Genomic DNA, 23,267 nt, shown 5'->3' on the forward strand with positions numbered 1-23,267 from the left:
TATATGATTAGGTTAGAATTGATAAGTTGCGCCAATGGTATAGGTGGTGCCAGGTCGGAATCGTCTGAAAATCTGATCGTTTCTCCGATCAAAAACTCCATCCTCATTTCCATCTTGAAGCAATAAAAACTCTTGGTTTAGAAGATCCTTTATACCGACTTTCAAGAATAATTTTTCACTTAAGCCTTTTCTTACAGATAAGTCTAAAACATTTCTAGGCATTTCATACGTGTCAGGTATGGCGCCCCCTCCGACAAATAGGATTCTTTTGCCGATCACATTGTAGTTTACATTGACTTGTAGGTTTTTAAGCTCATCATCATAGAAGAGCCCTGAATTGACAATGAAATTTGATTGTCCCTGAAGGGGTCTGTCTACAGCCCTAAGCAATTCTGACAAATCCTCCCCCAATCTTACTTCACTATCTATAAAAGATACGTTGGCTAAAACACTCATTTTACTGAAAAACTTGGTTTTGATTATATTAGCCATTGATTTTCTAAGATCAACCTCAATCCCTCTTGCATAGGCTCTTTCGGTGTTTCTAAAAAGAAATGTAGTCTGTTCACTACCAAAATTACCGTAAAGGGATTCAATGGGGTTTTTGAAGTCTTTGTAAAAGAAAGCCAAGGAGATGGTCTCAGTAAGGCTAGGGTACATTTCCCACCTTAAATCAAAATTCTGAATTTCCGCATTTTGAAGGAAAGTGTAACCTGTGACGGTCGCATCAAAAATAAAGTCATAAAATCCAAAAGGAGCGATCTCTCTAAATTCCGGTCTGTTCAACGTTTTGCCATAGACCCCTTTAACCACCATTTTCTTATTGATATTGTAGGCCAAGTTCACTGAAGGTAAAATGGAAACTTGATCTATGATGACAGGTTCAATGGGAGGTGTGGCAGTTCCCTCGACAAACCTGTCCGGGCTTCTTAGTTGCTGAATATTATCCTCCACTCTGACTCCGCCGGATATATTGAAATTGCCAATTGGGAAATTGAGTGAAAGGTAATACGCTCTCAAGTCATTGGTCGCTTCGTAGAAATTGCCTGTGGAGAAATTCTCTCCAAGCCTTATCCCATTCGTGCTGTTTATGTTTTCTTCCCTAAAAAGCTCTTCGATTTCTAAACCGGTGAGTTCTTCCGAGAAATTGGGAGACCGGCTAAAACCGAGGTTCCTGGCACTGAATGATCTGTTTCTTGATTCAAGAAATACACCTGCCTTAAGAACCGGCTTGAAATTGGTTTCTTTCCCAGTATTGAATTTTTGTTCAAAATTGACTGCGCCAGAGTAAATATCCTCATTCATTTCTGAATAGAATTTACCTAGAAAATCAGGGGTTTGCCCTCGCGGGATAAACAGGACTGATTCATTGGTCCCTGCATCCACAATATTTGTCCGATACCTTCTATAGTCAGGCAGATCATTGAAAGAAAATCCATAACCTGCTACCCATTCCAATTTTCCACTTTCATTTAAAAATTTATGGTTCCCAACCAATTGCCCTGAGTACAATCCCCTATATTCATTAAAAAAGGCAAAATTATTTTGTCGGAAACCCTGTGCTACCTGATCCCCAAATCGATCAATAAAATCATATGTGGTCAGTTGATTGTATAAATTTTTAAACTCAAAAAAGTTGTTGTCATTCAATCTGAAGGCCCAGTTATGGACTATTCCTGCCATGATTTCCTGGCCAAATTCCACATCTTCAAACGTGAATCGGATTTTTTCTTCGTCAGCTGCAAAATCATACGCTTCAAAGGCTTGATTTAGCACATTGAATATTGTTTTTGAGTTGTTGTATTGAATGCTTGTGGTATTACCCAACTGCATCCCTTTATTCCCAATGTCTTTTCTAAAATAATGGGTCAACGCAACTCTATAATCCATTCCTGAATTGTATTCCCGCTCTCTCCAGTTGTTTGGTAGTGAGCGACCTGCCTGATCAATTTCCGCTGCAGGAAGGCCTGTAAGGCGTTCAGGAAAGAAATCTGGAAGATCATTGGCTCCGTCATTGATTCCGGTCCAATGAGCAGATCTCCGCTCCTCACCAAAAAATCCCCTCATCGAGCTCCCTTGCCTATAGCCTGTCGAGACATCCAAGGTGGTGACGGTCCCATCAGGTATTCCTTTGGTGAAAATCTTGACCATACCTCCAGAAAAATCACCGGGCAATTCCGGTGCGGGACTTTTGTAAATCAAAACCTGGTCAATGATATTACTGGGAATGACATCAAAAGAAAAAGATCTGACATCAGGTTCCATACTAGGGGCGTTGACGTTGTGTAGCAAAGTAGTATTGTACCTTTCATTGAGTCCCCTAATCACGATAAACCTGTCCTGGATAACAGAAACACCAGGAATTCTCCTTACAACCTGTGAGGCATCACTGTCTAATGTTCTTTTGATTGATTCAGCGGATAGACCACTGACCACCTGCATGCTTTCTTTGATATCCCTCAGCAAGGCAATATCGGTAGCTGTTTCTCTTACAGCGGTAACTACTACAGTCTCCAAATCGGAAATGTCTTCCTTTAAGGCTACATTTATAACCACTGGATTTCCGCTTCCATTCAATTCAAAGGGTACTTTTTCAGTGGCAAAGGTGATGAATGAAACCACTAAGGTTTGACTGCCATTGGGCACATTCTTCAATTCATAAGCGCCATCAAAGTCAGAAACTGCACCGATAGTGGTACCTTCAATCCTGACATTGGCTCCGATAATGGTTTCTCCGGTTACAGCATCCGAAACTACCCCCCTAACGATACCAGACTGGGCGTACAGACCCGAAATGGTAAGAAAGGACAATAACAATAAAACAACTGTTTTCTTCATGTGACTAAACGTATTTTAAACGAACGCCACAAAGGTCAACTTACAATGTGAATTGGTGAGGTATAAATGATTACCAAATGGTTAAAAAAAGAAGCCCCGCAACCACGGAGCTTCACAATTGTTTCATCAAGCTTTGGTCAACTTGAGGTTAAAATGGTCAAAATAACCTAGTTTTATGTTATTTTAATGTTACGGATTTGTTAATTGGGATTTTATCCAATAAGATCTGGACCAAGTTTCTTGTGTTGATATTGTCGGCTTCTGCCTCGTAATTAAGGATAATTCGATGGTTCATCACATCTTCGGCCATGGCTTTGATGTCTTCAGGCAACACATAGTCCCTTCCATCCATAAACGCCGCGGCCCTAGCCGCCACATTTAGGTTGATGCTCGCTCTGGGAGAGGCGCCAAACTGGATGTACTTCGCTTCCTCCTTTAGGCCATATCGCTCCGGAAAACGGGTCGCAAAAACCAATTCGATGATATAATGCTCCAAAGGTTCGGCGATTTTGACCTTGTTGATCTCGTCCCGAATAGCGAAAACCTCCTCCTTGGAAAGAATGGAATTGACCTCGGATTTGAACTGCATGTTGGACATGCGGCGCATGACTTCCATTTCATCTGATTTTGATGGATAATCTATGTGCACTTTCATCATAAATCTATCCACCTGTGCTTCAGGTAAAGGGTAGGTGCCTTCTTGGTCCACAGGGTTTTGCGTGGCCAAAACCAAAAATGGCCGGTCAAGGCTAAAAGTGGTCTCACCTATCGTGACCTGCTTTTCCTGCATCGCTTCCAGCAAAGCCGACTGTACTTTGGCAGGAGACCGGTTGACTTCATCCGCTAGGATGATATTGGAAAAAATGGGCCCTTTTTTGACTTCAAAATCCCCGTTTTGCTGGTTATAAATCATGGTACCAATCAAATCCGAAGGCAAAAGATCGGGAGTAAACTGAATCCTTTGGAAATCCAGGTGCAAGACTTGAGCCAAGGTATTGACCGTAAGCGTTTTGGCCAAACCCGGTACACCTTCAAGCAGGATGTGTCCATTGGTAAACAGTCCGATCAACAGTCTGTTGACCATTTTATCCTGGCCTACTACGACCTTCTTCACTTCTTCTATGACCTGCTGAATTTTTTCCTGATGCATGTTGGTTTAGATTTTTTCCTAGATTTACCGAAAAAGACCTTAGTCTATCTCAAATTTACTTTTAAAATTTCAATTGGGCTAAATTAGGACAAAAACCCTTTTAACCCAATTCAAGTCTTTACAAAAGTTGTGAAATAAATAACCCTTATTTCCTTTTCTTAACGGCAGGCCTCCTAAAAGATTTTTTAGTTCCTCTCTTTTCTCTTATTTGGGCACTATTGGGGTCTATGTTCAAAAGCTGGTAAACAGTTTGTTGCTCAAATTCCCTGAACTCCCCCACGGCATACCCTTTGATATCCAATTTTTCCATAGACCATCTGACCAATCTCAGGGTTGGAAACCCAACTGCTGCCGTCATTTTTCGCACCTGTCTGTTTTTACCTTCAGTCAAGGTCAATCTGATCCAGCTATCCGGAATATTTTTACGGTAGCGAATGGGGGGATTACGGTCCGGCAAATCTGGATCCATGGTACATAAATCTGCCTTAGCCGGTCGGGTGTGGTACATTTTTCCTTCCACTTGGATTTCAACCCCCTGCTCCAACTGCTCAAGGGCCTGCCTAGTGGGAATGCCTTCGACCTGAGCCAAATAAGTCCGGCTATGGGCAAAACGGGGATTGAGCAGATAATGGTTCAGCGGCTTGTCATCGGTGAGCAAAAGAAGGCCTTCACTGTCTTTGTCCAACCTTCCAACCGGATAGACAGATTCCGGAAAATCCCCAAGAGATCTGAGGGTCTCGCCATCACCGGAAAACTGGCTCAGTACACCAAAAGGCTTAAATAAAACAAAGTACCTAGGCATGCCCAAAGGTAACATACGGCCCGGTAAGACCACAAGGAAAGGGAATAAATTAGTAAATCCATTGAAAAAATAAAGCAATTGGGATTATCTTAGAATTCAAAAAATAGGTAAACCATGTCTTCCCACCACTTTGTCAAAGAACAGCAGGAACCTGCCCTTTTGGTTTTGGACACGGAAGGGATTGGTTTTGAAAAAGTGGGGGCACTGTTGGAATGGGTACCTACGGTTTTGGTGGCTGAAAATGCCTTGGAAACTGTGCAGGCCTGGGGCATCAAGATTGATGTGATTTTGGCTCCTCAAGATTTTCAATCAACCCACCTCCAACTTTTGGAAGAGCAGTATCCTGTTCGATTTCTTACCGTCACGGAGAACAGATTTTTAGAAGAAGGCTTGCACTATCTGCTGGCTTCAAAACACCATGCGGTAAACCTTGTGGGTTATGATCACCAAAAAACCCCTGAGTTGTCTGATTTTTTGCCTCTGATGGATTTGGTGTTTTTTGACGGTCCAATGCGCTATTTCCCAGCGAAAAACGGACAAATCAAAAAGTGGTTTCCCAAAGGAAGCATTCAACTCCATGCACCGGAAAACAGCCTGATAGAAATCAAATCACCGGATCAATCCCAGGTGATCCAAATCCAACACGCCACCTTTATCGATCTGGAAGAAGGTCATCATATCCTAACCTGTCAGGTTCCGTTTTGGGTAGGAGAATTTTTAGAATAAACCTAAAAACTTGCACCCCTTTCCGGTTGACTGAATGTCGATCAAGTTGCAGGTGTATTTTTTTACCACATTACAAAGCCCACTTAGAGAACGTTTAAAATTTTTTACACCTCCAATCCAAGATTGGTTTGGCCTCCGTATATCCCTGCAAACCTTTAAAAGACAATTTTATGAAAACGATTCAATTATTTAAGTTGGCCCTAGTGGCTTTATTGATCACGGCAGCCACACAGGTGAATGCCCAAATGGAAAAAACCGTAGAAGTGGGAGGAGCTCCCATGTATCCATCTAAAAACATCGTGGAAAATGCGGTCAATTCCGCTGACCATACCACCTTGGTGGCAGCCGTGAAGGCAGCTGGACTGGTGGAAACACTTATGGGTGAAGGCCCTTTTACTGTATTTGCCCCGACCAATGCGGCATTTGAAAAGCTACCTGAAGGTACTTTAGAAACTTTATTGAAGCCAGAAAACAAAAACACATTGACAGGCATTCTTACCTACCATGTGGTCGCAGGTAAGTTAGGCTCCAAAGAAATTGCTGCCGCTATCGAAAAAGGTGATGGAAAAGCCAGTTTCACCACTGTACAGGGCGGAACGATCACGGCTTGGATGAAAGGTAAAGACCTTTACATCACAGATGAAAACGGAGGAAAATCCAAAGTGACCATCGCAGATGTATTTCAATCCAATGGGGTCATCCACGAAGTGGATACGGTCATCTTACCCAAATGATTTTTTGATTCCTGCGTTTAGTTCAACAGAGGCTTTCCATACTGAAAGTCTCTGTTTTTTTACCATGATCTTCCTCCAGCAGGTCGCATTCTTTGCCATGGGTTTTCCGGTTCTTCTTCTTTCTTAAAATTGCCCAGGATGTAGGTAAATGAAAGCATGGCATATCGAGTCAAGACATTGGTGAATACATCAGTGACTCCCACATCGGTGACAGTCCTTGAAATGCTGTTGTTTTGATTGAGTAGATCAAAAACCATCAGTTTGAGTTCTCCTTTGTTGTTTTTCAAAAAGCGGTAACCTGCTTCCACATTGTAAAGCCATACAGACTGATCCAAGCCTTCAGAAAGGCCTCTATACAGGGAATTGCTCACCCCATTTCCGATAAAGGCTTTTCCATCATTTGGAGAGTAGTAAAACCTAATGTTGGAAGTTTGAATGTAGTAGTTGTTGTCAAGGTTGGTTTGCAAACTGCTATTGACAATGGTATAAACGCCTGTGGTAGATAAGGTGAAATCGATGTTTTTGTTGATGTTGCTGCTCAGTGTAAATCCTTGGCTTAGTCCGATGTTGTCATTGAAGTTTTTTTCATTGTTGACCAGGCCTGGATTTCTTGCGAAACTTATACTGGAATTCAAGTTGAACTGGGATTTTATTTTGGTAATCGGAGCTCCATAGGTCATAAACATCCTGGAATTGAAATTACCGCTTAAGTTGATGGGCTGGGAAAGCTGACCTCCGGTAGGTAAGAAGATGTTTCCGTTCAATACAGTGTCTTGAAGGGCGATAAAGGTGCTGTTACCGATAAAATCCTCTGTTAAAGAGGCCATGATAAACATAAAAAAGGTCCGTGATTTCTCCAAATTAACCTTGGCAATGTTGGCAAAAACCATGTGATTGAAACTTTGACCTAAATCAGGATTTCCTACCGACAAGTTCAATGGATTATTGTTATTGATGACATTTTGCAACTGATCCACCGATGGTTCATTGGTCATGGTTCTGTATCGGAACCTGTAGCTTGTGCCTGTTTCCCTGTTTCTGTAGGATATATTCGCAGTGGGCAGAATATTGTGGAAGGTTCTGTCAAATTCTTCTTCTGTTGGAAAAATTACCCTGCTGTCCAGGGCAGCATTTTGGTAATCCAAGTTTAGGTTGATATTCCAGTTGTTTTTGTTGAGCCGATATCCAGTCCCTAATCGCTGGGTGATGAAGGTGTTGTCAAATTGGTTGCTGAGTGCGGTATCCAAAACCATGATTCCCTGCTCGGCAGCCAACTGAAATGTTTTTTGATCTGAGGTAGTTTTGTTGTTACCGATCTGATAACTCAAAGTACCAATCGCATTTTCCCCCAATGGCTCTGTGTAGGTCACATTGGCCCTATAATTGAACCCATCTGCTAGTCCAAAAGACTCTTGAATGATGGTATCCGCCACATTTCTGACATAGTCCCTGTTGGCTGCCAAAAGGTCTGTAAATTGGTCTCTTTGATTAAAGGCTGTGAAAAGCGTGGAAGTGATGGTCCTTCCTTTTTTGTCAAAGCGGTAGGTGTATAATATATTATTTGATAGGTTGAAAGCTGCGGTGGTGCCATCAGAAATGGACCTCAAGGCACTCAGGGAATCCAAATTAGCATTCAGGTTCAAGGCATCTGTATCGGTAAAACTGGCGTTGTTTTGAAAGTTGATGTTTGGGGTGATGATGATGGAATTCTTATCATTGATGTCGTATTCCAATCGGCCATTGATCCGATGGTTTTGGTTTTCCACTGCACTGATTCTGTTTTCAAGGTAAAACTGCCTCAAATCTTCGCCGATGATCGTTTCCCTGTTGGTCAATTGACGCAGGCTGTTTACTGAGCTGTTGTAAAAGTAACTGCCAGTAAAATTGATCTTTTTTCCCCATCGGTCACTGTAATTCAGTCCGACCGAATTGGTGGTGATGATGCCTAGGTCTTGTCCCACGAGAAAGTTGTTTCCACCCCCACCGGGTCCTCCTCCACCGGGTCTACCTCCACCACCGGGACGTCCTCCTCCTCCTCCAAATCCACCTCTACCTCCCCCTGCTGCGGCCCCTACGCCGATAAGGTCTTGGGAGGAAAAATTTTGTTGGTTGATGTTATTGAAAAGCCCTATGATGGAGATTCTTCTGTCACCTTTAAAGAAATTCAGGTTGCCCCCAGCGGAGTAAGTGTTTTGGGTTCCATAACCTGCATACAAGCGACCAAACTGTCCATTTCTTTTGTCATCCTTTAGGATGATATTGATCGTCTTGGCGTAGTTTCCATCATCAAAACCAGTTAATCTGGATTGGTCCGTCCTCTGATCCAGGATTTCCACTCTATCTATTGCATCTGCCGGCAAGTTGGCTAGGGCAAGGGATGGGTCACTTCCAAAAAATTCACGACCATCCACCAATACTTTTTGAACCTGTTCGCCTTGGGCTTGAATAGCACCATCCTGAAAGGTAATCCCCGGTATTTTTCGGATTAGGTCTCCGGCAACAGCATTTTCCTGGGTTTTGAAAGCGTTCGCATTGAATGAAGTGGTATCGCCTTTCATTTCTCCCACCGGAACCTGCCCTTCAATGGTGACTTCACCCAGCAATTTACTGTCTTCCACCAATACCAAATCTCCTACAATAAGTCCATCACCCCTGTTATGGGTTCTTCTGATTCTTTGGTAACCCAAAAAGGAAATTTCCAGAATGACAGTGGGAATATCTGGTCTGAGGATTTCAAAAGCTCCATTGGCACCGGAAACGGTGGATACCAGAATCGAGTCTGCCAGGGTCTTGATCAGCACATTGGCACCGATCATGCCTTCCTGTGATTCCTCTACAACAACCCTTCCTGAGATTTTCCGCTCTTGCCCCCGTTGCTGGGCAGTTACTAGAAAAGAAAAAAAAGCCAAAAACAGGCTTAAAATAATTTTTAAAGTAGAAATCTTCATGCCATCCTGATTGAATACCCCCTTTAGACTTTACCCTATCAATAAAGTTTAATGCTGTTTTGAGCAAAGTTTTAAAAGGAAATATAAAGTTTTAGATGGTTATTTTCGGTGTTAAAAAAACAAGATCTTATTAATGGTATTTCTAAATTTTATCCATGATTTCTTGGTACTGGATTCCCAAGTGACTGGTATTATATACCGCCTTACCTCCTTTGATTAGGATAACCTGCGGGGATTCATGAAAAACCTGAAACTCCTGTGCCACCTGATCAGAAATTTCCCTGAACCTGATCAAATCAAGGAAAAAGGGTTGGATCTTATGGGCATCATCATCCTTCCAATTTCTCTTGAGCCTATTCCAGGCCATGCTACTGATGGAACATCGGGTGGAGTGCTTGAATATCAAGACAGGCTTCTCCTGACTGAGCAACTTTAATTCAGTAATTTGATCCAAACGATCCAAGGTATTCCAACTCATTTCTACTTGTTTAAATAATCCAACTAATAACCTAGACTTGATCTCTAAAGTTTCAACAAGAAAAGATTTTTTCACCAAAATTAACCCTCCTTTCACCAAACAAATCCCAAATTTCCACCATTTATCCCCTACGATTCGTTAACCTTGTAAATTAATCACTTTACCCATGAGACGCATTCAGTTTCTGATCCTTCTGATCCTTGCACTTTCCGCATGTAAGAAAATAAATCCCGAGAAGCCAAAGTACAGTGGTGATCCCATCAGTTTGCCCAAAGCTACTTCCAGGGTCAATGTGGCCCTTGATATCCCCTTGATCTACATTCAGGACAATTTGAACAGAGAACTTAGCGAACAGCTCTTTGAAGGTCAAAGCCTTCCATTTGGCAATGGCTTGAGTTCTGACCTAAGCGTAAAAAGGACAGGTGAGGTTTCTCTTTCTGCCAAAAACAACCAACTTCTGATCAAAATGCCTTTGGATTTGAAAGGCATTTTAAAAGTGGAGAAAAAAGTGTTTGGTCAGCTGATCAGTACCAATATTCCCTTTGATGAGCAACTGATTCCTGAAATCAGTTTTGAGCCAGAAATCGGTAAAAATTGGGATCTTTCCCTTAAAAATCTGGAAATCGTAAGTTGGGGACGGTCCATGAAATACAACCTTTTGGGATATGAAATTGATCTCGATCCTTTGATCAGAGGGCAATTACAGAAAATCCTAAACAAGGAAATCCTATCAGGTAACTTAAACAGGCTCAGCTTCAAGCATTTTATGGAAGAAACCTGGGAAGTATATGGAGAACCTTACAAAGTGGATCAGGAAGGAATCGAAGCCTATGTGTATACTATCCCTCAGAAAATCAAGGTAAAAGAGGTCATCACCAACGATCAGCATATCCGACTTTACATTGGTTTGGAAGGAGAAGTTTTTACCCAAATCGGCTCCAAACCGGATATCAAACCAAGCCCTCTTCCCAACTTATTTTTCAATGACATGGAGGATAGCTTTGTGGATGTGGTGTTGCCCTTGCGCCTGTCTTACAAAGACCTGGACAGGTATTTAAATGACAATTTTAAGGGTAAGGTATTTGCATTGGACAAATCGACCAAATTGATCCCAGGCACCTTTGAATCCCAAAGTTTTGGAGACAGGGCTCTGGTCAAAATGGGTTTTAGGGCCATCAGAAAGGACAAAAAAGACATCAGTGGGGACATATTCCTGGTCGGCAAGCCCCAGTTTGACCATGAGATGGAGGCCATATACTTTGAGGACATAGATTTTGACCTCAACAGCAAAAACTTATTGGCCTCTACTGCAAGTTGGATGAAGCAGGGGCAGGTCCTCAACCAAATCAGAAAAATGTCTGTTTATCCTATTGGCGGGCTGCTAAGGGATTCACGCAGGGAGTTGCAGAAGCTGGGCTATTTCGAAACAGACTATGCCTCTTTCAGGTTGATGAACCCGGATCTGGAAGTAGAGGATATCTACACAACAGAGGAAGACATTCGGATCTACCTGCGATCCACGGGACAGCTTGATGTCAGGCTCAAGCAATTCTGAATATGAAACTACACAACCAAACATTTATCATTACAGGAGCCAGCAGTGGCATGGGAAAGGCAATTGCCCTTGAGTTTGCCCACCAAGGTGCTCATCTCGTGCTCAGTGGGCGAAGCGAGGAAAAAGGAAATGAACTTGTCTCGGCCATTCAGAAAAGAGGAGGACATTCCTTCTATTTTCCAGGAAATGTAAATGATCCGGATTACAATAAATTGCTTGTTATGGAAGCAGAAAAGAAATTCGGAAAACTGGATGGTGTGGTCTGTAATGCCGGTATGCTGGGCTTGGGGAAACTGACGGTATTGGACAAAGAAACATGGAGAGAAACCTTTGGGACCAATGTGGATGCGGCATTTTTTCTACTGAGGCAAGCCTTGCCGGTCATGGAGAAAAATACTCGTGGTGTGGTCATCCTCAATGCCTCCATTGCTGCATTCAAATCCTTTCCCGAGCATCCTGCTTATTGCGCCTCTAAAGCTGCCTTAGTGGCTTTGGGAAAACAACTTGCCTTGGACTATGCCCCACATATAAGGGTCAACAGCATCTGCCCCGGGCCAGTGGATACCCCACTGCTGCATGACTCAGCAGTAGCTTTTCCTGAACCGGATAAAGCCCTCGAAAATGCAGAAAAGGCCACTTTATTGAAAAGATTGGGTCAACCCCAAGATGTTGCCAAATTGGCGCTTTTCCTGGCCTCCGAAGATGCCTCATGGATCACAGGGTCTGTCTTTACGATAGATGGGGGTATTATGGCAAGAAGCTAAATTTTCAGCTTCTGCCACAAGGATTAAAATTGGCAGCAAGATTATTCTCAATTCTGAAGTCTTTGAGAATTTTACTTCAAGTACAAGAATGAAGGCCAAACCTTTCATCATCTACCCAAATTGTTTATCGCATCAATGCCTCAAAGTCCCTGATTCCTTTGCTTTCAGCCAATTTAAGAAGCTTGAGCAACAACTGGGCGGTCAGAAAAGCATCTCCAGGGGCAGTGTGCCTATCATCCAAAGGTATTTGGTATCGCATGCATATCGAATCCAAGCTGTATTCATTTGGCTTTGCCCCTCGGATATCATAATGGGGTCCTTTTTCCAGTCTTACAGCAAGGTTTAAGGTATCCAATATGGGATTTTGGAGTCGGCTTAAACCAAATGGTTTAAAGGTCTTTTCCAACATGGCCACATCAAATCCGATGTGGTGCCCCACCACGATCGAATTGCCCAAATACTGCAAAACATCCCTACCAAAATCCCTTATAGGATAAGTCTCATAATGATACAGGATTTCATGGACCTTAATGGCTTCCCTCCCTTTTTTCGGAGTGTCCAAATAATACTCAAGGGCACTTTCCACCTGTATGGCATAACCCCGCACCTTAACGGCTCCAAAGGATACAATAAAGTCTTCTGCTGGATTCAAACCTGTGGTCTCTGTATCCAACACCACAAAATCAAGGTGCTCAATGGCTCTTATGTTTGGGATTCGCTTTTTAAAGCCCTTTTCATAGTCCGACACAAAAGCTGTCTTGGGTCCGATTTCCCGCCTCCAAAGGTTCCAAAAACCCATGCCTAACTGAGTAAATAATCTACCTGAAACCTTACCCGGATGATTTTCTGGATTTCGTCTATCGGGGCAAAGGTATTTTTCAACAATTGCCTTTGCAATTTTCCAAGACTACCCGGAGCGATGTATCGCCCTGAACCCTGACTTTTGAACCCTTCCAGTGCGCGCATCCGCATCAAAATCTCATAGGCCTTACCAGCTTCCAAGAACAAGGATTCGTGTTGAGGTTCCAGTTCGGCCAGCTTTTCAAACCTTCTGAAGGTATTGTTGATTCCTACTACCCTATGACTGAGTAACAAGAGTCTTGCGGCATCTGCCAATGGCATCATGGCCCTCAGTTTGATATCAAATTTATCCCGGTGTTCCCCTGTCTTTTCCACGATAAAATCTCTGAAAAAACCCAAAGGAGGTGGATTCAGCAAGGCATTTTTGGCAAAGAAATTCAGAAAGATTTTTTTTTCGTTGATTTGATCATAGATGTGAAAGGACAAAGCCTCTGCAAGGTCTTTTTGTCCGGCAATCGCCCGAAAATCAAAAAAGATAGTGGCATGCATCAGTGCCTCCTGATTGGGACTCAATATCCAGCTACTGAACTGCCCTTTCCATTCGGATAGTGGAAGGCACCATCTTGGGTTATTGGCCATCATATCTGCCGGACAGGGATGGAAACCACAGGCCAACAGGATTTCTATGACCTCTTCGGCAAGGAGTAAAAAATAAGATTTGACATCCGCTAGGCGTTCTGTTGGAACATCCTCAAAAACCAAAGCATTGTCCAAGTCGGTACGGAGCAGTTGTTCTTCCCTACCTTCACTGCCAAGGGAGAGGAAACAGAATTTGGTATTCTTTTCCGCAGGATGAGCAGGATCGTGTTTTTCTTTGGCAATCAAGATGGCCCTTTTGATGATGAGGTCATTGATTTCAGAGATGATATTGGCTACAAAATCCATGGCAACCTCATTTTCCAAATAATAGCTGAGCAGAATTTCGGCTTTGTCCCTGAGTTTGGCCATTTCTTTGACATCCAAGGTATTCAATAAGGCATGAATGATTACTGAGGGACTATTGCCTTGAGAAAGGAGGATGTCATGATCCGAAAGTATCCCGGTGATGGGACTCTTGTCAGTGCCATCTGCTGTGATGATCAGGTGATGCAGGCGGTTTTTGATCATGGCAAGATACAGGGTAGAAAAACCTGAATTCTCCTGCATGGTCATGACAGGTTGGGTCATGATGCTTTCCACTGGAATGTCAAAGTTTTTACCTTCGGCCACCAGCCGGTTGCGGATATCTTTGTCCGTAATGATCCCTATTGGAAACTTGCTGGTATCTGTTATGATTATTGAACTTACATCCTTTTCCTTCATCATTTTTGCGGCTTCGCCGACAGAAATGCCAACTTCACAAGTCAATACATTTTTGGAATAATTGAGGTCAGACTGTCCCGTGAATATCAGCAGTCCATTGTCTTGGGAAGGCAGACTGAAAAGTTTACGGGCTTTTTGGGATTGAGAAAGATCGGTTCTCACCACCACCTGACCAGAAGCAAATCCTGCTGCAAAATAAAGGCTAACGCGCTGGTTTTCTTCTAATATTTTTTCAAAAACCGACACGGGGATACCGTAAACCAAACTGTCTTCTGCCGCACAAGCATCCAGAATATATGGCCTTTTCCCCAGCAAAGCCAATACCCCAAATACATCTCCTTCATCACAAAACTCAAGAACAACTGATTTTCCCTCGCGTTTCTCCGTGAGATGGATAGAGCCTTCTTTAACAATAAAAAAATGTTTTCTGGGCAAATCATCCTTGTGGAACAAGAAATCCCCCTTGGCATAAAACTGCACCTCAACCTCCCTTGCTACCGAAAGCAGCAAGGGTTCTGAAAGGAAGCTGAAGGGAGGAAATCTCCTAAGAAATTCCTTTACCCTATTGACAATGACATTGGCCATGGTGGGATATTGCGGGAAATTATTTCCTGCCTTCTATGATTTGGCTGACTACCTCCGGATCCAAAAGCGTGGAAGTATCACCCATGCTGTCTAAGTTTCCTTCGGCTACTTTTCTCAGGATTCTACGCATGATTTTTCCCGAACGGGTCTTGGGTAGTCCGGGCACGATTTGTATTTTGTCTGGCTTCGCGATGGGCCCTATGATTTTGGTGACCGTATCTTTGATTTCATTGGTCAGGTTTTCTTCGGTTCTGTTTTTCATTTCGCAGATCACGTAGGCATAGATTCCCTGTCCTTTGACTTCATGGGGATATCCCACTACTGCTGATTCTATCACCAAAGGATGTTCATTGATGGCATTTTCCACTTCCGCAGTACCCATTCTGTGGCCGGATACATTGATCACATCATCCACTCTGCCCAAAATACGATAATACCCGTCATGATCCCTTTTTACACCGTCTCCGGTAAAGTACATCCCTTTGTAGGTGGAAAAATAGGTTTGCTTGCAACGCTCATGGTCTCCGTAAGTGGTTCTGATCATGGAAGGCCAAGGAAATCTGATACACAGGTTGCCTTCCACAGAATTACCAGTAAGTTCATTCCCTTCCGGATCGACAATACAGAGCTGTACTCCGGGTAATGGAAGTGTAGCATATGCCGGCTTGGTTGGGGTGATACCCGCAATGGGTGACACCATGATGCCCCCGGTTTCGGTTTGCCACCAGGTATCCACGATGGGACACTTGGTTTTGCCCACATGCGTGTGGTACCAGTGCCACGCCTCTTCATTGATCGGCTCTCCAACGGAGCCAAGCACCTTAAGGGAACTCAGGTCATAGGGCTGAATGGGGTCAGTACCATAAGCCTGTAAAGCCCTGATGGCAGTTGGGGCAGTATAGAATTGATTCACCTTATACTTCTCTACCACTGCCCAAAATCTCCCTGCATCTGGATAAGTAGGCACGCCTTCAAACATGATAGATGTGGCGCCGGCCAATAGTGGTCCATAAACAATGTAAGAGTGGCCGGTGATCCAGCCAATGTCTGCAGTACACCAATATACATCTCCAGGAGAGTATTGGAATACATTTTCAAATGAATATTTGGTATATACCATGTAACCTCCGATAGTATGTACCACACCTTTGGGTTTTCCGGTGGAGCCAGAGGTGTAAAGGATGAAAAGCAAGTCCTCGCTGTCCATGATTTCAGCCTTGTTGGTATCGGATTCCTCGGCGATGACTTCATGCCACCAATGGTCGCGGCCTGATTGCATGACTACTTCTTGATGGGTTCTTTGGTAGACGATGACCGTTTCTACGGGAGCCCTTTCCAAGGCCTCGTCCACTACTTTTTTGATTTCAATTTTCTTGGTTCCTCTGAAATTGCCATCCGAAGTCAAAACCGCTTTGGCTCCGCAGTCCAAAATCCGGTCAGAAAGGGCATTGCTGGAGAAGCCCGCAAAAACCACGGAATGTACCGCACCAATCCTAGCGCAAGCCAACATCGCCACAGCGGCTTCGGGTACCATTGGCATGTAAATGATCACTTTATCTCCTTTGCCAATTCCCTTAGCCTTTAATGCATTGGAAAAGCGACAGACTTCATGGTACAATTCCCGGTAAGTAAGCGTCCGGCTTTCTTCTTCGGGATCATTGGGTTCCCAGATGATGGCAGGTCTGTCTCCTATGGTGTAGAGGTGCCGTTCAAGGATATTCTCGGTAATGTTTAATTTTCCGTTGATAAACCATTTGACATCCGGTCCATCAAAATTCCATTCCAACACTTTATCCCACCTTTTTTGCCAATGAAAAGAATCCGCTATTCGTGCCCAGAATTTTTCAGGTTCTGTGACACTTTTTTGATACTCATGAAAATAACCGCTGAGGGTATGTAACCTATCACTCATGACAATTTTTTTTTATGGGTTAAGTTAATTGATTTAAAGGTAGTATGTTTGGTTAAGGTTAAGTAGTTCAAGTGACTGATGCTTCATTTCTATTGGAAATGACATTTAAGATAACACCCCATACTTAGAATTTTGGTTTAAGCTTCTTTAAAATTACCAATTTCTGAACATCTTTCGCAGTGGTATCCCAAAGGTCTTTAAAGGCTTGGCTAGGAAAATCAAGAGTTTCCCATTATTTGCAACTGAATATCAACAGGTAAGGGCAAATCAAGGATTTGATGGGACATATGAATAATTTCCATCGAAGGCATTTTTTATCCTTTCCAGCCTGCCATACCCTGTCAATGATCTATGGCCTGACCTGCCCCACGAGGGATCCGGATGTCCTGTATCAAATCCTGAACCTTTTGCGGAGGAGGAGGGGTAAATTTGGATACTACATAACATACCACGAAATTAATGAGCATGCCTATGCTTCCTATTCCTTCTGGAGAGATCCCAAACCACCAATGATCTGCAGCAACCGCACTTGGGGATAAACCGAAAAGGTTGACTCCAAATTTAAAATAGGTGATATACGCAAGTGTAAAAACAAGTCCAGAAACCATCCCGGCTATGGCCCCTTCTTTGTTGATCCTCGTGGAAAAGATCCCCATGATGATCACAGGGAAAAAAGAAGCCGCCGCAAGTCCAAAAGCAAAAGCTACCACCTCAGCCACAAAACCAGGTGGATTTACGCCAAAGTATCCTGCCAAAATCACTGCTCCTGCAGCCGAGATCCTTGCAATAAGCAATTCTCTTTTTTCTGTCATGGAGGGTTTGAAGGTTCGAAAAAGATCTCTGGATACCGAGGTGGAAATCACCAACAGCAAGCCAGCCGCCGTGGAAAGGGCAGCCGCCATGCCTCCAGCTGCCACCAATCCCACCACCCAGTTTGGTAAGCGGGCTATCTCAGGATTGGCCAGTACCATGATGTCTTTATCAATGATCAATTCATTGGTCTCTATATCCGGAGTAAACTGCACGACACCATCCTGATTTTTATCCTCTATGATGATCAGATTTGTTTTTTCCCAGTTTGCCACCCATTCGGGAAGTTCTTTTACGCGTTGACCAGCCACAGTTTCAATGGAATTGTATATGCCAAAAACAGCTACTGCAGGTGCGGTGGAATAAAGAATGGCGATGAAAACCAAAGCAAAACCCGCGGATAATCTGGCGTCCTTGACGCGGGGCACGGTGAAGAACCGGACAATCACATGGGGTAACCCAGCTGTACCGACCATCAAGGCCAAGGTGATGGCCAACATGTCCATGGTGCTCTTCCTTCCTGCAGTGTAGGCATTGAAACCCAGATCTACCAAAACACCATCCAATTTATCCAGCAGGTAGGTTCCATCAGAAAGCGTGTCCCCTAATCCCAACTGCGGAATCGGATTACCTGTCAACTGCATGGACACAAATATGGCTGGTACCATATAGGCAAATATCAATACGCAATATTGGGCAACCTGTGTATAAGTAATTCCTTTCATCCCCCCCATGACCGCGTAAAAAAAGACAATGCACATGCCGATGATCACACCGGTATTGATGTCTACCTCCAGGTATCTGGAAAAAACAATCCCTACTCCCCTCATTTGCCCTGCTACATAGGTGAAGGAAATGAATAAGGCACAAATGACCGCCACCACTCTGGCCTTGTTGGAGTAATATCTATCTCCTACAAAATCAGGAACCGTGAACTTGCCGAATTTTCTTAGGTATGGAGCCAGCAACAGCGCCAATAATACATAGCCACCGGTCCAACCCATCAAGTACACAGAACCATCGTATCCTGAGAAAGCTATAATGCCAGCCATGGAAATAAAAGAGGCGGCGGACATCCAGTCAGCTGCTGTGGCCATGCCATTCGCCAAGGGTGAAACACCACTTCCTGCGATGTAAAATTCTTTGGTAGATCCCGCCCGGGTATAAATGGCAATACCTATGTACAGGGCGAAAGACAAGCCTACCAATACGTAGGTCCAGGTTAAAATATCCATAGAAAGATCAGGTGTTGAAAAAATCAGGATTCATTGACATCAAATTTCCGATCCAATCTATTCATTAAGAACACATACACGAAAATCAATATCACAAAAGCGAAGATGGAACCTTGTTGGGCAAACCAAAAGCCAAGTTTAAACCCTCCGATTTTAATTTGATTGAGCTGTTCGACCAAAAGTATCCCAAACCCAAAAGATACTATAAACCAGATCGATAAGAGTATCAGAAGTATTTTTAAGTTTTGTCTCCAATAAGCCTTCAATTTATTGTTTTCCATGTTGAGGGTTTTTTTATTGATTTCAGCAACACAAGTTAAGGCCAATTTTGGCAATTTTTAAACCTAAGCAGCCAAATTGTCTAATTTCAAAAAAGGATTTATACAAAATTCACTTTGGAATTTTAAAAATAAAACTCGATCTAAAAAGGAGCGGAAATGATTTTCATTAAATCACATACTCTGATAAAATCGCTAAACCAGCTGCCAAAACGCTGATCAACAACTTGTTGAGCTGAAACTTATGGTGTGGACTACTTTCGAAAAATATGGTGGTCGATATGTGGAGGAACCCACCGGCTACCAACCCGAACAATACCTGAATGACCCCTTGATCGATGATGGCATTTTGATACAGCAAATTGCTGGTTAACATACCTGCCGGGGAAGCCAAAGCAAATACAACCAAGAGAAAGAATACCATTTTCTTATTAAGGCTCAACAACAATACGGTGACTAGGGCAAAAGCTGCTGGGGCTTTATGGATGACTATTCCCATCAAAAGGGTCTCTGAACCGTGTTGGTGTCCAGAGAGGTTGGGTTGCTGAGACAACAAAGTCCCCTCCAGAAAAGCATGCAAAAACAAGCCAATCATCAAAGTCCAAACGGAGTTTTTGATGCTGCTGCCCTGATGGTGGTGGATATGGCCATGCTCTATGCCCGAGGACATAAATTCAAGCACCTGTTGCAATAAAAATCCCAGAAGCACGTAAAGTCCCATGTAATAGGCATGGTTGGGATTGGCAAAAAGTTCAGGAAGAATATGCAGTACTGTGATGGAAAAAAGATAAGAGCCCGCAAAAACCAATACCAGTTTGAAGTTTTTTTCCTCCCAGGATGGCGTAAAATAAGCCAATAGCCCTGCCAGGAACGCTGAAAAAAACAAAATCAGAAAATTGGTGAGCATGAAGTTGATTATTTGGCTCTAAAGATAAGCCTATCCCTTGATTGTTTGATTATAGAGTGGCACAATCCTACTAAATAAGCTGAATTTGACCGGATTGTTATTGGGATCGTTGATTTAAGTGCTTTGAATTACTGGTTTGGGCTGGGCAAATTAGATAAATAAGGCTTAATCTCCTCATTGGCATAGAACTCCAGGTCTCCACTTTCTCCGGTGTAGATTAGGAAAAGATCGAAATCGGGATTTTTTTCCCTGAGCTGAATGGCTTTTTCTTTCCCCATCACCATCACGGCGGTGGCTATGGCATCTGCGGTCATGCAATCTTTGGCCAAAACAGTCGCACTGAGCAACTCGTGCTGAACCGGATAACCGGTAGCAGGATCTATCGTATGGGAATACTTCTTTCCGTCCTTTTCATAGAAATTCCTGTAATTTCCGGAAGTGGCCATTCCTTTGTTGTCCAAAGCAAGAATGGCATAAAGGTCATTTCTCAATGCTCCTTCATCAGGCTGATTGATGCCCACTTTCCAGATTTCACCTTTGTCATTGACTCCTCTGCCCACCAATTCACCTCCGATTTCCACCAACATGTTTGCGATGCCTTTTTGCTTCAGAAATTCTGCCACCAAATCTACTCCATAGCCTTTGGCAATGGCACTGAAATCTAAGTAAAGACCTTGTCTGTTTTTGCGGACAACTTTTTGGTCAAATTCCAATTGGTCAAACCCTACCAGTCTAAGTCGCTCATAGACAGAGGCATCCTCTTTTTTCTCCGGCCCCTCAGGACCAAAACCCCATAAATTGACCAAAGGCCCAACAGTGGGATCAAAAGCCCCTTCAGACCATTGATAAATGTCTCGGCTTTTTTCCAAGACAGGAAAGAAAAAGGGGGAAGCATACACCAAACTATCCTGTTGATTGAACCGGCTTATTTCGGAATTTGGTATGTAGGTGGACAATGACTTGTTCAATTCAACCAGAAGAGAATCGACAGATGACTTAAAATTCCTCCTTTTCTCATCCAGATAAACAACATTGTAGGAAGTGCCCATGGTAGACCCAGAAAATGAAATCTTGGTATCGGGCACCACCTCCACAGTTTCCTGGGGTTTTTGATTTTGCCGATATAGGTAAACCATAAAAACGATGATCAATAGAATGATCGAATAAATGATGTTTTTTCTGGCATTTGGACGCATAGGGAATTCGATTTTTCCGAAAGTTAATTCATATTTTTTTATTTGATGGCAGAACCGCTTTTAAAGAAATGGAACATGTCTGAAGGGGGAAAGATTTTTCTATATTTGTAAGCGTCGAAAAAGTACATCATGAGAGAAGATTATTTAAGTGGGGAAAACGAGAGGTTGAGCGACTCGGACAGGGAGGTAGAAAAAGCCCTGCGACCGCTTAGTTTTGATGATTTTACAGGGCAGTTTAAAATAGTGGAAAACCTGAAAATTTTCGTCCAAGCGGCCAAACGCAGGGGTGAACCTTTGGACCATGTACTACTGCATGGCCCTCCGGGACTCGGCAAGACCACTTTGAGTCACATCATTGCCAATGAACTGGATTCAGAAATCAAGATTACCTCTGGACCAGTCTTGGACAAACCCTCAGATCTAGCTGGGCTTTTGACCAATCTCGAGGATGGGGATGTGCTTTTTATCGATGAAATTCACCGGCTCAATCCGGTCGTGGAAGAATATCTTTATTCGGCCATGGAAGATTATCGGATTGATATTATGCTGGATTCCGGACCCAATGCCCGATCGGTTCAGATTTCTCTCAATCCTTTCACCCTGGTCGGAGCCACTACCCGGTCGGGTCTCCTTACCTCTCCTTTGAGGGCCCGTTTTGGGATCAACGCAAGACTGGAATACTATGATGCAAAACTTCTCACCACCATTGTGCTGCGTTCAGCGGATATTTTGAAAACCCCGATTCTGGAGCCTGCCGCCTATGAAATCGCACGCAGAAGCCGGGGTACACCAAGAATTGCCAACATGCTCTTGAGACGAACGCGGGACTTCGCAGAAATCAAGGGAAACGGTCAGATAGACCTGGCCATCTCCAAATTTGCTTTGAATGCTTTGGATGTAGATGAAAACGGTCTTGATGAAATGGACAACCGGATCCTGATGACCATCATAGATAAGTTTAAAGGTGGCCCCGTAGGCCTGAGCACCATTGCCACGGCTTGTGGGGAAGAAGCAGAGACCATCGAAGAGGTTTACGAGCCTTTCCTGATTCAGGAAGGATATATCAAAAGGACAGCAAGGGGAAGAATGGCCACTGAAATGGCCTTCAATCACCTCAATATCAAACCCAATTTTGGAGCAGGTACAGGAAGTCTATTTGGTTCCTAAGCGGTTCAAACCTTATTTCTCCCCACCATTACCTTATCTAATTGCACTTAAATTCAGCAAAATATGCCCAGATCATCAAAGCCCAGGCCAAGGCACTGGGATTTGAGCTTTGCGGCATTGCCAAAGCCGAGTTTCTGGAAGAGGAAGCCCCCCGGCTTGAAGCATGGCTTAATCGAAACTACCAAGGCAAAATGGCCTACATGGCCAATCACTTCGACAAAAGGCTTGATCCTACCCTCTTGGTGGATGGAGCCAAGACAGTGGTCAGTTTGGTTTATAATTATTACCCTAAAAACAAATTACCCGAGTCTTCTTCTGATTACAAATTGGCCAAATATGCCTATGGGGATGATTATCATTTTGTGATTAAAGATAAGCTGAAGCGTTTTTTGGAGGCTTTGAGGGAAAGCATTGGGGAAATTGCAGGAAGGGCTTTTGTGGACTCAGCTCCCGTGATGGAGCGGCAATGGGCACAACGGTCAGGTTTGGGTTGGTTGGGAAAAAACAGCCTTTTGCTAAATCCAAAAATAGGCAGCTTCTTTTTTCTTGCTGAACTGATCATTGATCTGGAAGTCAGTCCTGATGCTCCGATCACGAAAGACTATTGCGGAACCTGCACGCGATGCTTGGATGCCTGTCCCACTGATGCTATTGTCGCCAATCAGGTAGTAGATGCTTCTAAGTGCATCTCTTATTTTACCATAGAGCTCAAAGATGCCCTTCCTTCAGAGATGAAAGGAAAATTTGAAAACTGGGTATTCGGATGTGACATCTGTCAGGACGTATGTCCTTGGAACCGGTTTTCAAAGCCCCATCAGGAATCGGGGTTCTTACCCCACCCAGAACTGGAAAATTTTAAGAACAAAGATTGGGAAGAGCTGACCAAAGAAACCTTTGATAAGGTTTTTCAGCATTCTGCGGTAAAAAGAAGCAAGTTTGAAGGGCTAAGACGAAATATCAAATTCAACAAAGGAGAGTAGACAATATTGGGGTCTTTAAAAAATGAATTGTTGCTTATA

The 23,267-nt window shown here is 43.4% G+C and carries 18 protein-coding genes; 6 read left to right on the forward strand and 12 right to left on the reverse strand.

Annotation, left to right across the window (positions count from 1 at the left end; all coding sequences use genetic code 11):
* Positions 1–12 precede the first annotated feature (12 nt).
* From H1A14_RS12930 to H1A14_RS12940, 3 genes are all read right to left on the reverse strand, one after another.
* Positions 13–2,838, reverse strand: a complete 2,826-nt coding sequence (locus H1A14_RS12930) for a TonB-dependent receptor (RefSeq protein WP_194776685.1) — start codon at positions 2,836–2,838, stop codon at positions 13–15.
* A 178-nt stretch (positions 2,839–3,016) separates the two neighbouring features.
* The gene (locus H1A14_RS12935; protein ID WP_194776686.1) at positions 3,017–3,988 is read right to left on the reverse strand and encodes an AAA family ATPase; all 972 of its coding nucleotides are present in this window, start codon (positions 3,986–3,988) and stop codon (positions 3,017–3,019) included.
* Positions 3,989–4,133: 145 nt separating this feature from the next.
* Complete coding sequence (locus tag H1A14_RS12940) at positions 4,134–4,790, reverse strand: pseudouridine synthase (RefSeq protein ID WP_194776687.1); 657 nt, start codon at positions 4,788–4,790, stop codon at positions 4,134–4,136.
* Positions 4,791–4,904: 114 nt separating this feature from the next.
* Here H1A14_RS12940 and H1A14_RS12945 point away from each other — a divergent pair, with 114 nt between their 5' ends.
* Positions 4,905–5,516 carry a thiamine pyrophosphokinase gene (locus tag H1A14_RS12945; protein WP_194776688.1) on the forward strand — a complete coding sequence of 204 codons (612 nt, stop codon included), beginning with the start codon at positions 4,905–4,907 and terminating at the stop codon, positions 5,514–5,516.
* A 170-nt stretch (positions 5,517–5,686) separates the two neighbouring features.
* The gene (locus H1A14_RS12950; RefSeq protein WP_194776689.1) at positions 5,687–6,250 is read left to right on the forward strand and encodes a fasciclin domain-containing protein; all 564 of its coding nucleotides are present in this window, start codon (positions 5,687–5,689) and stop codon (positions 6,248–6,250) included.
* A 59-nt stretch (positions 6,251–6,309) separates the two neighbouring features.
* Here H1A14_RS12950 and H1A14_RS12955 read toward each other — a convergent pair whose 3' ends face one another.
* Together H1A14_RS12955 and ytxJ are read right to left on the reverse strand one after the other, a co-directional pair.
* Positions 6,310–9,198, reverse strand: a complete 2,889-nt coding sequence (locus H1A14_RS12955) for an outer membrane beta-barrel protein (protein WP_194776690.1) — start codon at positions 9,196–9,198, stop codon at positions 6,310–6,312.
* Positions 9,199–9,340: 142 nt separating this feature from the next.
* On the reverse strand, positions 9,341–9,676 hold the full coding sequence (gene ytxJ / locus H1A14_RS12960; protein ID WP_194776691.1) for a bacillithiol system redox-active protein YtxJ: 336 nt from the start codon (positions 9,674–9,676) through the stop codon (positions 9,341–9,343).
* 166 nt (positions 9,677–9,842) lie between these two features.
* Here ytxJ and H1A14_RS12965 point away from each other — a divergent pair, with 166 nt between their 5' ends.
* Positions 9,843–11,231: a DUF4403 family protein gene (locus tag H1A14_RS12965; protein ID WP_194776692.1), complete on the forward strand. Its 1,389-nt coding sequence runs from the start codon at positions 9,843–9,845 to the stop codon at positions 11,229–11,231.
* Between the two features lie 2 nt (positions 11,232–11,233).
* A complete protein-coding gene (locus H1A14_RS12970; RefSeq protein ID WP_194776693.1) occupies positions 11,234–11,995 on the forward strand; it encodes an SDR family NAD(P)-dependent oxidoreductase in 762 nt (253 codons plus the stop codon).
* A 124-nt stretch (positions 11,996–12,119) separates the two neighbouring features.
* On the opposite strand, the gene H1A14_RS12975 is transcribed toward H1A14_RS12970, so the two are convergent.
* The 7 genes from H1A14_RS12975 to H1A14_RS13005 form a co-directional block, all read right to left on the reverse strand.
* A complete protein-coding gene (locus H1A14_RS12975) occupies positions 12,120–12,794 on the reverse strand; it encodes a 3'-5' exonuclease (protein WP_194776694.1) in 675 nt (224 codons plus the stop codon).
* Positions 12,795–12,796: 2 nt separating this feature from the next.
* Positions 12,797–14,743, reverse strand: coding sequence for a DUF294 nucleotidyltransferase-like domain-containing protein (locus H1A14_RS12980; protein WP_194776695.1), 1,947 nt, complete (start codon positions 14,741–14,743; stop codon positions 12,797–12,799).
* Positions 14,744–14,762: 19 nt separating this feature from the next.
* Positions 14,763–16,655 (reverse strand): acetate--CoA ligase, encoded by a 1,893-nt coding sequence (gene acs / locus H1A14_RS12985; protein WP_194776696.1) that lies wholly within the window; start codon positions 16,653–16,655, stop codon positions 14,763–14,765.
* Positions 16,656–16,996: 341 nt separating this feature from the next.
* Positions 16,997–18,700, reverse strand: a complete 1,704-nt coding sequence (locus H1A14_RS12990) for a sodium:solute symporter family protein (protein WP_194776697.1) — start codon at positions 18,698–18,700, stop codon at positions 16,997–16,999.
* 23 nt (positions 18,701–18,723) lie between these two features.
* The gene (locus H1A14_RS12995; protein WP_194776698.1) at positions 18,724–18,981 is read right to left on the reverse strand and encodes a DUF4212 domain-containing protein; all 258 of its coding nucleotides are present in this window, start codon (positions 18,979–18,981) and stop codon (positions 18,724–18,726) included.
* Positions 18,982–19,147: 166 nt separating this feature from the next.
* Positions 19,148–19,885, reverse strand: a complete 738-nt coding sequence (locus H1A14_RS13000) for a ZIP family metal transporter (RefSeq protein ID WP_194776699.1) — start codon at positions 19,883–19,885, stop codon at positions 19,148–19,150.
* Between the two features lie 128 nt (positions 19,886–20,013).
* Positions 20,014–21,081: an FAD:protein FMN transferase gene (locus tag H1A14_RS13005; RefSeq protein WP_194776700.1), complete on the reverse strand. Its 1,068-nt coding sequence runs from the start codon at positions 21,079–21,081 to the stop codon at positions 20,014–20,016.
* A 129-nt stretch (positions 21,082–21,210) separates the two neighbouring features.
* Between H1A14_RS13005 and ruvB the strand changes: the two genes are divergently transcribed.
* Entirely contained in the window at positions 21,211–22,248 is a 1,038-nt protein-coding gene (ruvB, locus tag H1A14_RS13010; RefSeq protein ID WP_194776701.1) for a Holliday junction branch migration DNA helicase RuvB, read from the forward strand.
* Positions 22,249–22,289: 41 nt separating this feature from the next.
* Positions 22,290–23,228, forward strand: a complete 939-nt coding sequence (queG, locus tag H1A14_RS13015) for a tRNA epoxyqueuosine(34) reductase QueG (RefSeq protein WP_194776702.1) — start codon at positions 22,290–22,292, stop codon at positions 23,226–23,228.
* The last annotated feature ends 39 nt before the right edge of the window (positions 23,229–23,267 follow it).

This window comes from Pararhodonellum marinum, from assembly GCF_015354735.1.
GTDB lineage: Bacteria > Bacteroidota > Bacteroidia > Cytophagales > Cyclobacteriaceae > Pararhodonellum > Pararhodonellum marinum.